Below are 13,327 nucleotides of genomic sequence, written 5' to 3' on the forward strand. Positions count from 1 at the left end.
GACGGATCCCGCGGTGAGCGCGGATCTCGTCACCGAGGAGTGCGAGGCCGGGAACAACCGCGCGCCGGGACGCGGTTGCCGTCGTCGTGGGGCTGAGTGCGGCCGGGGTCGCGGTGCTGATCGGGGTCCTCGTCGTCGCGACGGTCGCCGGGCTCGTCCTCCGACGCCGGGACGGGCGGGTCACGCAGGGCAAGGGCACCGGGAACGGCTGGGACCTCGCCGGGATCGACCCCGACCCCGCGGACCGGGTCCTCCTGCTCCAGCTCTCCTCGCCGGTCTGCACCCCGTGCGCCCGCACCCGCGAGCAGCTCACCGCGCTGACGGCCGAGCACCCCGATCTCCGCCACGTCGAGGTCGACGTCGCCGAGCACCCCGGGATCGCCCGGGTCCTCCACGTCCTGCGCACCCCGACCACCGTCGCGTTCGACCGCGCCGGCACCGAGCTCCTGCGCGTCGGTGGCGTCCCCCGCCGTGCGGACCTGCAGGCCCTGTCCCTCGAGGAGACCCGATGACCGGGCGGCTCGACCCGCGCGGAGTGCGCTTCGCCGCCACCGTCACGACCGTGGTCCTGGCCGTCGTGCTGCTCACCGGTAGCGGGGTGCTCGCCGCGCTGCAGGCCGTCGTGTTCGCGATCCCGGTGGTCGCCGGGATGCGCTGGTCTCCCTACGGCGCGCTGTACCGGACGCTGCTCGCGCCGCGCCTCGGCGCGCCGCGCGAGCGGGAGGAGGCGACGCCGGTGCGGTTCTCGCAGGCGGTCGGGCTGGTCTTCGCCGCCGTCGCGGCGATCGGGTACCTCAGCGGCGCGACGGTGCTGGGCATCGTGGCGACGGCGTTCGCGCTGGCCGCGGCGTTCCTCAACGCGGCGTTCGGCTTCTGCCTCGGGTGCGAGGTGTACGGCCTGCTCGGACGGGTCCGCGCGGCCCGCTAACCCACCGTCGGGACGGCGTCGAGGACGATGCCGAAGACGTCGCGGTAGATCTCGAGCTGCTCGTCCTCGGGCACCGTGCGCTCCTCGCGGGAGCCGTCGTCGCCGGTGACGATGTGGCGGTCGCCGGCGAGGGTGACGCGGCCGGCACGGGTGAGGCGGGAGCAGGTCAGCCCGAGCGCGAACGGCGACTCCGGCGAGGTCGAGTGCCACCAGGACAGTGGCAGGAAGTCGGTGAGCAGCCGGGCGCGCGGATCGAGGCGGTAGACCACCGTGTCGTCGCACACCACGTCGAGCTCGCCGTCCGGGGCGTCGCGCACGGCGTAGGTCCCGGTGCGGTCGGGCTGCCCGTCGCGACGCTCGAGGTCGACGGCTCGGGCGGCGAAGCGCCCGAAGCCGACGTCGACGAGCAGGCGCGCGCCCCGCACGTCCACCACGAGCGCCATGTGGTCGCCGGGCGGGCCGTACCCGTCGTCCCCGCCGTTGCGCGCCACGCGGGCCGAGCACAGGGTCACGTCGTAGCCGAGCTCGCGGAGCAGCCAGGCGAAGGCCCCGTTGAGCTCGAAGCAGAAGCCGCCCCGGTGCCGCTCGACGATCTTCTCGAGGAGCGCGTCGTCGTCGAGCTCGATCGGCTCGGGCAGGTGCACCGAGAGGTTCTCGAACGGAACCGCGATCATGTGGCGCTCGATCAGGGTGTCCAGCGGGTCGTCGGCCGCGGCACCGATCCGCGCCAGGTAGTCCGTCGCGTCCACATCACCGGTATACACGGGACATGCGCGTCGCCTTGGCCCAGATCCTCGCCACCGACGACCCGGCGGCGAACCTCGAGCTCGTCGCCGACCACACCGCGCTCGCCGCGCAGCAGGGTGCGACGGTCGTCGTGTTCCCCGAGGCGACGATGTGCCGGTTCGGCGTCTCGCTGAAGCCCGTCGCCGAGCCGCTCGACGGCCCGTGGGCGAGCGAGGTCCGGCGCATCGCCGGAAAGAACGGCGTACTCGTCGTCGCCGGCATGTTCACGCCGACCGACGACGGCCGCGTCACCAACACGCTGTTGATCACCGGCCGCGGCGTCGACACGGCCTACGACAAGATCCACCTGTATGACGCCTTCGGGTTCGCCGAGTCCGACACGGTCGCGCCGGGCAGCAAGCCGCTGACGATCACGGTCGACGGGACGACGCTCGGGCTCGCGACCTGCTACGACATCCGCTTCCCGGAGCTGTTCCGCGCGCTCGCCGACCAGGGCGCGACCGTCACCCTGCTGCCCGCGAGCTGGGGCGCGGGGCCCGGCAAGGTCGAGCAGTGGCAGCTGCTGGTGCGCGCCCGGGCCCTGGACGCGACCACCTTCGTGCTCGCCACCGACCAGGCCGACCCGGCCAGCCGGGGCATCGACGCGGGCAAGGCCCCGCGCGGGGTCGGGCACAGCCTCGCGGCCTCGCCGTTCGGCGTGATCATCGACGAGCTCGGCGCGGAGCCGGGGCTGCTCGTGGTCGATGTCGACCCCGACGAGATTCCCGACGTCCGCGCCGCGCTCCCCGTCCTGGCGAACCGCCGGCTCTAGCCTCTCTAGGCCGCGGCCGGGCGGGTCATCCAGCGGACCCGGTCCTGGAACGGCGCGAGGCGGTTCAGCAGGTCGCGGCGGGCGGCCGCGCCGGCGGGCGCGGAGAACGCGCGGTCGCGCGTCATCTTCGCGCGAAGCGAGCTGGGGTCGAGCACGATGACCTGGGCGGCGCGGCCGGCCTTGGTGCCGAGCTCGGCGTCGCCGGAGTGCGCGGCAGCGCCTCCGACACGCTCGGCCAGGACCTCGGCGGCGGCGAGGCCGCTGGAGTCGGGGCGGGCGGCGATCACGAGGACGCGGGCCTCGTCGCCGGTCTCTCGGGGCGCGGAGAGGGTGACGTCGGTGGGGAGGGGGCGCGTGGCAGAGCTCATCGGGCAGTGCTCCAGATCGGTCGCCGCGGAGCGACGACGCTTTGGTGTGACATCTGTATAGACGCCTGTGACGTTCATGGGTTTCCTGGTCGCGAGGGTGATCCGTACCTCCCCGTGGCTCACGGCAGCACCGCCGCGAGGACGTCGAGGAACGCCTCCGGCGCGTCCTCGGTGAGGAAGTGGCCGGTGCCGTCCACGGTGTGGAGGCCGGCACCCGGGATGTGGCCCCGCAGGGTGGTCGCGACCGTGGACGGGAGCCAGCTGTCCTGGGCGCCCCACACAACGTCGGTCGGGACGGTGACCTCGCTGAGGCGGGCGACGACGTCGCGGGTGTCGTCCTCGGTGAAGCCGGCGACCTGATCGAGATAGCGCCGCTGGCCCTCCGGACCGGCATAGCGCTCGAGGTAGGCCCGCTCGGCCTCGCTGTCCAGACCCGTGGCCGACGTCGTCCGCAGATGGGCCGCGATCAGCGCGGTGAACGCGGCGTTCGGCATCGACCCGTAGACGTCGAGGTGCTTCTGCATGTGGGCGGCGGTCGCGGTGACCCACGGCGCGAGCACGGCGGCGTCGGCGAGGACGAGCGCGCTCGCCGGGGTGCCGTGCACGAGGTGCGCGCGCAGGACCGTCGCCGCCCCGATGTCGTGCCCCAGGAGCGCCGGCGCGTCCAGTCCCCAGTGGCCGACGAGGGCGGCGAGGGTCTGCGCGTGCCCGGCGACGGACGGGGTGTGGCCGGTGGAGTCTCCGTACGTCGGTAGGTCCCACAGGTACACCGGCCGCTCGTGGGCGAGCGCCGGCGCGACGTGGCGCCAGAGGTACGACCACGAGGGCGTCCCGTGGGTGAGGACGACCGGGGTGCCCGGCCGGTCCTCCCCCAGCACGTCGACGGCGATCGTCCCGGTCGGCAGCGCGACGCGGTCGCGCAGGGCCCAGGTGGCGGTCTCGGTCGGCACGGCCCCTCCTCATGGTTGAAGTATCGGTATACGCCTTACCGTAGGAGAGCGAGTGTAAGGCGTGCAAGGCCCTCAAGGAGTCACTTCAGTGGAGTGCGCCGCCGAGATCCGCCGCGGCGAGGAGAGCGACGAGGACCGGGACGACACCCGTCGTCGGGACCCGGTACCGCCGGCCGTCCTGTTCGACGACGCGGGCGGAGGTCAGCGTGCGCAGGTGGTGGTAGAGCTGACCCGTCGACGAGAGCTCGGCGGCCGCCACGAGCTCGTTCGTGCCGGCAGGACCCGTCAACAGACGCCGGACGAGGGCGAGGCGCACGGGGTGACCGAGCGCGGCGAGCACCTCGGCGACCCGGCCGGCGGGGAGGTCCAGGGTCGCCGCTGCGTCGTAGGCGATCGTCCACGACACCGGGCCCGCGCCCTCCTGCAACCGCACTCGTCCCTGGTAGCCGATCTCGCCGGCCTCACCGGTCCACTCGGGCCGGCCCTCGAGGACTCGGCCACCCTCGAGCGCCGCGACGCGCGCCTCGAGGGCCTCGAGGCGCGCGTCGGGGTCGGGATCGGGGTCGGCCACTCCCGGATCGTCTCAGGCCACGCAGAGCACGCGGGAGCGCTCCGCCGGCTCCTCCACCGCGCGGGCGAGGAAGCGCAGCTGGGCCGCGCCGACCTCGGTCAGGTCCGCCGTGGTCCCGAGGCCGCGCCCGAGCACGACACCGATCCCGAGCGAGCCGTCGGGGCGCCGGACGCTGAGCACCATCGTCCCGATCCCGGGGAAGGAACCGCCCTTGGCCGCCCGGACCTGACCGTCGGGACGCGGGCGCCCGACCTCGAGCTGGGCGCGGGCGACGTCGGCGCCGGGGCCGAACGACCCGCTGATCACCGCACGCCACAGCCCCGCGAGCTGCGCGGCGGACCCGACCGCCGTCGACTCCGCCCAGCGCTCACTCTCGAGGAGGTACGCCTCGATGTCCGAGGCCTGCGCCACCAGACCGCGCTGCGAGTCCTCGCGGAACGCGGGGTCGGACGCGTAGCGCCGGGCCAGGGCGATCTCCACCGGCGCCCGCTCGGCGCGCGGCGCCGTGACCGGCGGCGCCTCCTGCGGCCGGACGAGCGCCAGCTGGGAGCCGAGCTCCGAAGGCACGTCGAGGTCCTGCCACCCGCCCGCCGCGGCGGCCTCGACGAGGGCGTCGTCGCCGAGACGCTCGCGCAGGTAGTCGGTGGCGGCGTTGTCGCTGAACTGCACCATCGCCGCGACCATCGTCGACAGCGGCACCGTGCGTATCGGATCCGCCGCGAGGCCGGTGGCGGGGTCGCGCGGGATCCCGAGGGTGTCGAGCGCCTGCACGTGGGCTCCGCCGTCGCCCGGCAGGTACCAGGCCTCCCAGTCGCCCAGCCGGATCGGCTCGTCGGGGCTCAGACGCCCCTCGGCGACGGCACGGCCGTAGGCCGCGGCATGAACGATCTTCACCGCCGACGCCAGCGGCATCGGTCGCTCGGCAGCGTGCGAGACGACCGAGCCGCGCCCGTCGTCCACCACGGTGGCCACGTCGTCGGGCGTCGTCGCGAGCAGACCGAGCCAGCCGTCGGGACTGGTCGGGCTCGCGGCGGGTGCCGGGGCGCAATCGGCGGGCCGCGGCGGGTTGGCCGGGACCGACGCCGTCGGCACCTCCGGCGGCGCCCCGCCGATCGCCGGGGACGACGAGCAGGCCGTCGGCAGGAGCAGCGCGGCGGCGAGCGCGCCCACGGTGATTACGGTTTTCCGTGATTCCGGCACAGCGACAGATTAGCACCGGGCACAGGTCGTCACGCCACCCCGCGTCGCGGGGGGCGTCCTCGGGTGACGACGTTCAGCCGGCGCGCAGCGACGTCACGAGCGCGTCGATGGCGATCTCGGGCTTCACGTTCGTCGCAAGGGCCTCGCGGCAGGCCAGGACAGCCTCGAGGCGGCGGAGGGAGGCCTCGGGGGTGCTGTCGCGGGCCGCGGCGCCGATCTCGGTGGCGCGGTCGGGATGGGTCGAGGTGACCGACGCGCCGAGCCCCCGGGCCAGCACGTCGCGGTAGTAGCCCGCGAGGTCGACGAGCGCGCGGTCGAGGGCGTCGCGCCGGTTGCGGGTGGTGCGGCTCTTCTGCCGCTTCTCGAGGTCCTTCTCCGCGGCCCGGGCCGAGCGCTGGGCCTGCGCGGTGCCCTTGCCGGTGCCGCCGGCGCCCATCGACACCGCGAGCTCCTCCCGCTCGGCCTCGTCGCGGGACTCGGCGAGGGCCGCGGCCTCCGAGGCCGCCGCACCCACCATGGCGTCCGAGGCGGCGAAGGCGTCGGCCGCGGACCTCAGCGCGCGGGGCAGCGCCAGCACGGCGTCGCGCTCCTCGCGCGCCTCGGGGACGCGGGCGAGCCGGCGGGCGCGGCCGATGTGCCCGCCGCACACCGACGCCGCCCACGTCGCGTCCGCCTCGGGGATGCCGTCGCGCTCGACGAGCACGGCGGCGATCGCCTCCGGCGCCGGGGTGCGCAGGCGCAGCGCGCGGCAGCGCGAGCGGATGGTCACCGAGATGTCGTCGGGGTGCTCCGACGGACAGCAGAGCAGGAAGACGGTGCGCTCGGCCGGCTCCTCGACCGACTTGAGCAGCGCGTTCGACGCCTGCTCGGTGAGCCGGTCGGCGTCCTCGACGATGACGATCTGCCAGCGCGCCGTGGTCGGGCGGCGCGCGGCGACGTCGATGGTCGTGCGCACCTCCTTGACGCCGATCGAGAGGCCCTCGGGGACGATCTCACGCACGTCGGCGTGCGTGCCGGCCATGACCGTGTGGCAGGCGGGGCACTCGCCGCAGCCCTGGTCCGGGCACTCGAGCGCGGCCGCGAACGCACGGGCCGCCACCGACCGTCCCGACCCGGGCGGCCCGGTGAACAGCCAGGAGTGCGTCATGCCGCCGCTGCCCGGGGCCACGCCGTCGCCCTGCTCGTCGGAGAACCGGACCCGCGCGGCCTGCGCGGCGGCGGCCTGCAGTTCGGCCACCGCGACGGGCTGACCGACGACCTGCGACCACACGCTCACGCCGTCGATGATGCCCCACGAGCCCGACGGCTTCGCCACGTGCGCGATTCGGGTCGTCATGGCGACCCGGATCGCTCACGTGGCGGAGCCATGCCCGCGCTCTCGTGGCTCAGCCGGTGCTCGGAGGTAGCGCGCGGGCCACCAGCGGCGCGAGCACCTCGCGCACCCGGGCGCTGACGACGTCGGGGGTGCCGTCCCCGTCGACGCGCACGTAGCGCCCGGGGTCGGCGGCCGCCATCTCGGTGAGCGTGCGCTGCACCTGCCAGGTGTCGACGATCCCGCCGGTCACCGGGGCCGCGTCGTGGGCCGACGGGTCACGGTCGAGCAGCACCGTGATGTCGGGACGCAGCGCGCCCGTGGCCCAGGCGCCGAGGCGCTGCAGGTCGGCGGCGTCGAGCTCGTCGCCCACCCGGGCCAGCGGGGAGTCCAGGCAGCCCTCGATGACGACCACCCGGCCCGCGCGCAGGGCCGGCAGGACCTCGGCGGCGAGCACGTCGGCGCGCACCGCGGCCGCCACGAGGGCCCGGGCACGCTGGCCCTCGACCCCGCTGGCGCCGACGGCCGCGGACACCCGGGCGGCGTCGGTGGCGCTGCGGCCGGCGAGCACGACGTCGGCACCCTGCTCACGCAGCCACGCCACGAGCAGGTCGCTCTGCACGTCGGTGTCGGTGCGCGAGGCACCCTCGACGGCCACGAGCAGGCCCGGCTCGCCGTGGCGGCTGCGGCGCAGGGCGCGCTTGACGTCGGCGAGGATCGTCCGGTCGCGCCGGTCGTCCATCTGCCGGTAGGCGAGCACGCCGACCGCCGCGGCGACGACGCCAGCGCCGAAGAGCACGAAGCGGGTGCCGTCGACCTGTGCGGGCTGGCCGAACAGCGTCAGCGTTCGCGACTGCACGAGCCCGACGAGCAGCGGCACCACCGACATCGACGCCAGCAGGTCGACCCGCACGATCGACTGGACGAACGCGACGACCCGCCCGCGCACGGCGTCCTCGACCTGCGCGCCGATGATCGTCAGGCCGGTGAGCAGCGCGGTGCCCGCGAAGAAGCCGACGAGGACGACGGTGGCCAGCGCCAGGTAGAGGTGCCAGGCGACCGCGACGGCGAGCAGCGAGGTGCCGGCGCCGACGATGGCGACGCCGAAGAGGCGGTTGTGCGGCATCCGGCGTGCCATGCGCGGCACCGTCGCCATCCCGAGCGCGAGGCCGCTGAACAGCGCGATGAACAGCACCGAGTAGGCCGCGTCGCCGCCCCCGAGGCTCGCGGCGTAGAGCCGGGCGCTGGCGATCACGGCCCCGCCGGCCGCGAACGCCCCGATGATGCCGACGACGAGGCCGCGCACCAGCGGCGTCGTCGAGACGAACTGCGCGCCGTCGCGCAGCATCGCCAGCAGGCCCGGCGCGGCCTCCCGTCGCTCCGCGCTGCGACCCGAGATCTCGGGGATGCGGAAGGCGACGGTGAACGCGGTGAGCAGCGCTGCGAGGCCGTTGACGACGAGCGCGAGGTACACCGTGGTCGTCGGGCTCGGGTGCCAGCCCGCGATGTTGCCCGACTTGGAGATCAGCGCGAACGCGGCGGCAGCGCTGATCACCGCGACGCCGTAGGTCATCACCAGCGAGAGCTGGTTGGCCGTCTCGATCTGGTCGGAGCGCTTGAGCAGGTTCGGGACCGAGGAGTCCTTGGCCGGGATCCAGCACAGCGCGCAGAGCTCGATGAGGAAGGTGGCGGCGAACAGCCACCACAGTGAGCCCACGAGCGGGATCGACAGGAAGAGCAGGGCCTTGAGGACGTCGCAGGTGACCATCACCGTGCGGCGGTCGAACTTGTCCGCCAGCACCCCGCCCAGCGGGGCCATGAACAGCGCCGGGAGCAGCTTGGTGGCCACCACACCGCCGAGCGCGAAGCTCTGCGCCTGGTAGCCGCTGGTCAGCTGCGTCGCCAGGGCCGTGAGCGCCAGCAGCGAGAGCCAGTCGCCGAAGCTGGCGACCGCCGTCACCGCCCACAGCCGCCGGAACGGCCGGATCGCGAGCACGCTGCGGATCCGGTGCGTCGCGGACGCGGACGCCTCGGCATCGGCAGTCATGTCGGCAGGGGACCCACCGACCGTCGGCTCGGCGATGGGGCACCTCCCGGTCTCGGTGACCGCCAGATTATCCGGCGGTCGCCGGGAACCTCCTCAGGCCCTCAGCGGCTGGGCGTGCCGCTCTTCTTCGTCGGCGCCTTCTTGGCGGGCGCCTTCTTGGACGTCGTCTTGGCCGTGGCTGACTTGGCCGTGGCTGACTTGGCCGTGGACTTGGCCGGGGTCTTCTTCGCCGGGCCCTTCTTCGCGCCCGGCTTGATCCCGTCCTTGGCCCGCTTCTCGGCGAGCAGCTCCGAGGCCCGCTCGTCGGTCAGGGACTCGACCGCGTCGCCCTTGCGCAGCGAGGCGTTCACCCCGGTGCCGTCGGTGACGTACGGCCCGAACCGGCCGTCCTTGACCACCATCGGCTCGCCCGAGGCCGGGTCCGTGCCGAGCTCCTTGAGCGGCGGCTTGGCGGCGGCCCGTCCACGCTGCTTCGGCTGCGCGAAGATCTTCTGGGCCTCCTCGAGGGTGACCGTGAAGAGCTTCTCCTCGCTGTCGAGCGAGCGGGAGTCCTTGTCCTTCTTGATGTACGGCCCGTAGCGCCCGTTCTGCGCGGTGATCTCCACGCCGGACTCCGGGTCCGTGCCGACCACCCGCGGCAGGCTCAGCAGCTTCAGCGCGTCGTCGAGCGTGATCTCCGACAGCGTCATCGACTTGAACAGCGAGCCGGTGCGCGGCTTCTCCTTGGCGCCCTCGGGCAGGGTCTCCGTGACGTAGGGGCCGAAGCGGCCCTCCTTCGCCAGGATCTCGTGGCCCGACTCCGGGTCGGTGCCCAGCGAGCGACCCTCCTGCGGCGTCGCGAACAGCTGCTCGGCGAGCGCGAGGTCGAGCTCGTCGGGCGGGAGGTCGTCGGGCAGGTTGGCCCGCTGCGACTTCTCCTCGCCGTCGGAGGTGATCGTCCGCTCGAGGTAGGGGCCGTAGCGACCGACGCGCACGACGACGTCGCGGCCCTGATCGTCGGCGAACATGCGCAGCGAGTTCACCTGGCGCGCGTCGATGCCCTCGAGCTTGTCGCCCACGAGCTTCTTCAGACCGCCGGCCTGCGACATCGCGTCCTCGACGCCGCTGCCGTGCCCGTTGGCGCCGTTCCCGTTGACGGTCCCGTTGCCGTTGGCACCGAAGTAGAAGTGCGACAGCCACGTCTCGCGCTGGGTGGTGCCCGCGGCGATGCCGTCGAGCTCGTCCTCGAGCGCGGCGGTGAAGTCGTAGTCGACCAACCGGCCGAAGTGGACCTCCATCAGCCCGATGACCGCGAAGGCGATCCAGCTCGGGACGAGGGCGCCGCCCTTCTTCCAGACGTACCCGCGCTCCTGGATCGTGTTGATGATCGACGCGTAGGTCGAGGGACGGCCGATGCCGCGCTCCTCGAGCGTCTTGACCAGGCTCGCCTCGGTGTAGCGCGCGGGCGGGTTGGTGCTGTGGCCCTCGGGGTCCAGCGACTCCGCGGCGCAGCCGTCACCCTCGGCCAGGCGCGGCAGGCGGCTCTCGGCGTCGTCGGCCTCGCCACCGGCCTCCTCGTCGACGGTCTCGACGTAGGCGCGCAGGAAGCCGGGGAACGTGATGGTGCGCCCGGACGCGGAGAAGGTGCACTCCTCGCCCGTGGCGGCGGAGCCGGTGATCCGCACGCTCATCGTCGTGCCGCGCGCGTCGCGCATCTGGCTCGCGATCGTGCGCTGCCAGACCAGCTCGTAGAGCCGGAACTCGTCGCCGGAGAGCTCTCCTGCGACCTGCCCGGGGGTCCGGAAGGAGTCCCCGGCGGGACGGATCGCCTCGTGCGCCTCCTGCGCGTTCTTCACCTTGCGGGTGTACTGGCGCGGCTTCTCCGCGACGTTCTCGTCGCCGTAGAGGTCGCGGGCCTGGGTGCGCGCGGCGTTGATCGCGGTCTCCGACAGCGTCGTGGAGTCCGTACGCATGTAGGTGATGTAGCCGTTCTCGTACAGCCGCTGCGCGGTGCGCATCGTCCGCTCGGCCGAGAACCGCAGCTTGCGTCCACCCTCCTGCTGGAGCGTGGACGTCATGAACGGCGCGTAGGGCTTGCGCGTGTAGGGCTTCTCCTCGACCGACGAGACCGTGTAGTCCCGGTCGGCGAGCGCCTCCGCGAGCCGGCGGGCGTCGCCCTCGTCGAGGCGCCTGACGTCGCTGTTCTTGAGCTGCCCGAGCGAGTCGAAATCGCGACCGGTGGCCACGCGGGCGCCGTCGATCGACGTCAGCGCGGCCTTGAAGCTGCGCGGGGCCTGCTCGTCCTTCTTCTCGGTCGCCCGCAGCTGGGCGTCGATGCCCCAGTAGCCGGCGGACACGAACGCCATGCGCTCGCGCTCGCGCTCGACGATGACGCGGGTGGCCACCGACTGCACGCGGCCGGCCGAGAGCTTCGGCATGACCTTCTTCCACAGCACGGGGCTGACCTCGTAGCCGTAGAGCCGGTCGAGGATGCGGCGGGTCTCCTGGGCGTCGACGAGGTCCTGGTCGAGGTCGCGCGGGTTCGCGGCCGCGGCCTGGATGGCCGACTCGGTGATCTCGTGGAACACCATCCGGCGGACCGGGACCTTCGGCTTGAGCGTCTCGAGCAGGTGCCAGGCGATCGCCTCGCCCTCGCGGTCGCCGTCCGTCGCGAGGTAGAGCTCGTCGACCTCCTTGAGGGCCTCCTTGAGCTCGGTCACCGTGGACTTCTTGTCCGGGGAGACCACGTAGAGGGGCTCGAAGTCGTGGTCGACGTCCACGCCCAGGCGGGCCCAGGACTCGCCCTTGTACTTGGCCGGGACGTCGGCGGCGCCGCGCGGCAGGTCGCGGATGTGGCCGCGGCTGGACTCGACGATGTACCGCGAGCCGAGGTAGTCGGCGATCTTGCGGGCCTTCGCGGGCGACTCGACGATCACCAGACGGCGTCCGCCGTCCCCGGCCGGGGTCGCACCCCCGCGGCCCGTCTTCCGGCCACCGCCGGAGCCCTTGCCGCCGGACTTCGTGCTCGACGTCGCGCGCGAGCCGGACCGTCCCGTCGACTCCACCTCGGTGGTGTCGGCGGTCTCGGTGGTCGCGCTGCGTGCCGTCGTCGAGCCCTTCGCTGCCACGGACATGCCTCGTCTCGTCGTTCGTGTGGCGGGACGCCACCCGTCGCCAGTGTGCCTCACCGTCAATGTGCTTCCGGGTGCGACCGGTCGCATCACGCCCGCACCCGGGTGGGGACGGCGTGGTCCGGACACCGATCGCCCCTGGACAGCGGCCTGATCGGACTGCACCGGCAGGGTGTCGCGGGCCTCACACCGGCCAGATGCCGTCGATCAGATCGCCGGGTGGACGCCCCACGAGCTCGCCGAGACGCCGCTGCCGGCGGGCGCCGACGACCCGGAGGGCCGGCGGGCGGAGTGACGCTCCCAGACCCAGGTGACGACTCGCCGTGAGCAGGTCGCCGTCGGTGCCACGGTCCTCGGGGTCGAGCCCGAGCGTGTACGCGCGGCCGTCGTGGACACCGGCCGCGAGCACCCACAGGCGCAGCCGCGGCCCGTCCAGCTCGAACTCCGCCGGCACCTTCTTCATTCCGTCCCCGGCCGTCCACGCGCGGGCGAGGTCCACGAGGTCGGCACGGAAGGCCGTCCGGACCTCGGGCCGACCGTCCCCGGTGCGCCCGATCTCGGCCGGCACCCCCCGGGCCCGGAGCGCGCAGCACACCGCCCGCGCGCGCCAGGTCAGGGTGGGGTCGGGGGGCTCGGCGTCGATGCAAGCCGTGCGTCCTCGCTTGCACTCAACGTCAGGAAATCCGCTTTCTCGATCCGACGGTTCGAGAACGGGCGCCGGGTCCGCAGGGGGGAGCCCCAGCCGGGCGGCCAACTCGTCGGGGTCGAGGTCGAGGAAGGCCAGGTCGTCGAGGTCCACGTCGGGCGCTGGGTCGTCGTCCTCGTCGGCCCCGTCGTCCGGCTCGGCGTGTCGCGCCCGCGAGCTGGTGGCGATCCTGACGTTGGACGTCAGCGTGGCCCCCACGCTGGCACTGGGACCGGGCTCCTTGCACTCGGCATCGGCCTCGTGCTCGTCGTGATCGTCGTCCTCCTCGGGCTCCGGCGGCGCACCCAGCACCACGATGAGCCGCGCCAGGGACCCGCGACCGAAGAGCTCGGCCCGTCCCGGCCCGCAGAGCAGGCCCTCGAGATCGCTCAAGGCGCGCGGACGGGCGTCCGCCGACCAGAACGACAGCTGCCCCACGCCCACGGAGCCTAGAACATGCGTTCGAACGAACGGGCGTACCGACACCCGGATCAGACGCTCTGCAACCCCACCACGCTATCCCGACGACGCCGTCCTCCGGGGCTTCGTCGACGTTCGCACCACGGCGCAGCGTGGCGCCATGAGTACCGGGCTGATC

At 73.7% G+C, this 13,327-nt stretch carries 12 protein-coding genes; 3 read left to right on the top strand and 9 right to left on the bottom strand.

Going from position 1 to position 13,327, the window contains the following annotated elements; all coding sequences use genetic code 11:
- Positions 1 to 86 precede the first annotated feature (86 nt).
- Positions 87 to 512 carry a TlpA family protein disulfide reductase gene (locus PH189_RS09910; RefSeq protein WP_274188612.1) on the top strand — a complete coding sequence of 142 codons (426 nt, stop codon included), beginning with the start codon at positions 87 to 89 and terminating at the stop codon, positions 510 to 512.
- Complete coding sequence (locus PH189_RS09915; protein WP_274188613.1) at positions 509 to 928, top strand: DUF4395 domain-containing protein; 420 nt, start codon at positions 509 to 511, stop codon at positions 926 to 928. The genes PH189_RS09910 and PH189_RS09915 overlap by 4 nt, the downstream gene beginning before the upstream one ends.
- Here PH189_RS09915 and PH189_RS09920 read toward each other — a convergent pair.
- Positions 925 to 1,677, bottom strand: coding sequence for an arylamine N-acetyltransferase family protein (locus tag PH189_RS09920; protein WP_274188614.1), 753 nt, complete (start codon positions 1,675 to 1,677; stop codon positions 925 to 927). The genes PH189_RS09915 and PH189_RS09920 overlap by 4 nt on opposite strands.
- A 20-nt stretch (positions 1,678 to 1,697) precedes the next feature.
- Between PH189_RS09920 and PH189_RS09925 the strand changes: the two genes are divergently transcribed.
- The gene (locus PH189_RS09925; protein WP_274188615.1) at positions 1,698 to 2,486 is read left to right on the top strand and encodes a carbon-nitrogen hydrolase family protein; all 789 of its coding nucleotides are present in this window, start codon (positions 1,698 to 1,700) and stop codon (positions 2,484 to 2,486) included.
- A gap of 5 nt (positions 2,487 to 2,491) precedes the next feature.
- On the opposite strand, the gene PH189_RS09930 is transcribed toward PH189_RS09925, so the two are convergent.
- The 8 genes from PH189_RS09930 to PH189_RS09965 all read right to left on the bottom strand — a co-directional run bounded on the left by PH189_RS09930 (position 2,492) and on the right by PH189_RS09965 (position 13,167).
- On the bottom strand, positions 2,492 to 2,854 hold the full coding sequence (locus PH189_RS09930) for a hypothetical protein (protein ID WP_274188616.1): 363 nt from the start codon (positions 2,852 to 2,854) through the stop codon (positions 2,492 to 2,494).
- Between the two features lie 119 nt (positions 2,855 to 2,973).
- Entirely contained in the window at positions 2,974 to 3,804 is an 831-nt protein-coding gene (locus tag PH189_RS09935; RefSeq protein ID WP_274188617.1) for an alpha/beta fold hydrolase, read from the bottom strand.
- An 85-nt stretch (positions 3,805 to 3,889) separates the two neighbouring features.
- Positions 3,890 to 4,375 carry an ArsR/SmtB family transcription factor gene (locus PH189_RS09940; protein WP_274188618.1) on the bottom strand — a complete coding sequence of 162 codons (486 nt, stop codon included), beginning with the start codon at positions 4,373 to 4,375 and terminating at the stop codon, positions 3,890 to 3,892.
- A 12-nt stretch (positions 4,376 to 4,387) separates the two neighbouring features.
- Positions 4,388 to 5,545 (bottom strand): serine hydrolase, encoded by a 1,158-nt coding sequence (locus PH189_RS09945; RefSeq protein ID WP_274188619.1) that lies wholly within the window; start codon positions 5,543 to 5,545, stop codon positions 4,388 to 4,390.
- A 103-nt stretch (positions 5,546 to 5,648) separates the two neighbouring features.
- Positions 5,649 to 6,911 carry a DNA polymerase III subunit delta' gene (locus PH189_RS09950; protein ID WP_274188620.1) on the bottom strand — a complete coding sequence of 421 codons (1,263 nt, stop codon included), beginning with the start codon at positions 6,909 to 6,911 and terminating at the stop codon, positions 5,649 to 5,651.
- Between the two features lie 49 nt (positions 6,912 to 6,960).
- Positions 6,961 to 8,934: a bifunctional MFS transporter/dTMP kinase gene (locus tag PH189_RS09955; protein ID WP_274188621.1), complete on the bottom strand. Its 1,974-nt coding sequence runs from the start codon at positions 8,932 to 8,934 to the stop codon at positions 6,961 to 6,963.
- A 101-nt stretch (positions 8,935 to 9,035) separates the two neighbouring features.
- The gene (gene topA / locus PH189_RS09960; protein WP_465251268.1) at positions 9,036 to 12,047 is read right to left on the bottom strand and encodes a type I DNA topoisomerase; all 3,012 of its coding nucleotides are present in this window, start codon (positions 12,045 to 12,047) and stop codon (positions 9,036 to 9,038) included.
- Between the two features lie 181 nt (positions 12,048 to 12,228).
- Positions 12,229 to 13,167 carry a hypothetical protein gene (locus PH189_RS09965; RefSeq protein ID WP_274188622.1) on the bottom strand — a complete coding sequence of 313 codons (939 nt, stop codon included), beginning with the start codon at positions 13,165 to 13,167 and terminating at the stop codon, positions 12,229 to 12,231.
- Between the last annotated feature and the right edge of the window lie 160 nt (positions 13,168 to 13,327).

Source organism: Actinomycetospora chibensis (assembly GCF_028737215.1).
Taxonomy (GTDB): Bacteria; Actinomycetota; Actinomycetes; order Mycobacteriales; family Pseudonocardiaceae; genus Actinomycetospora; species Actinomycetospora chibensis.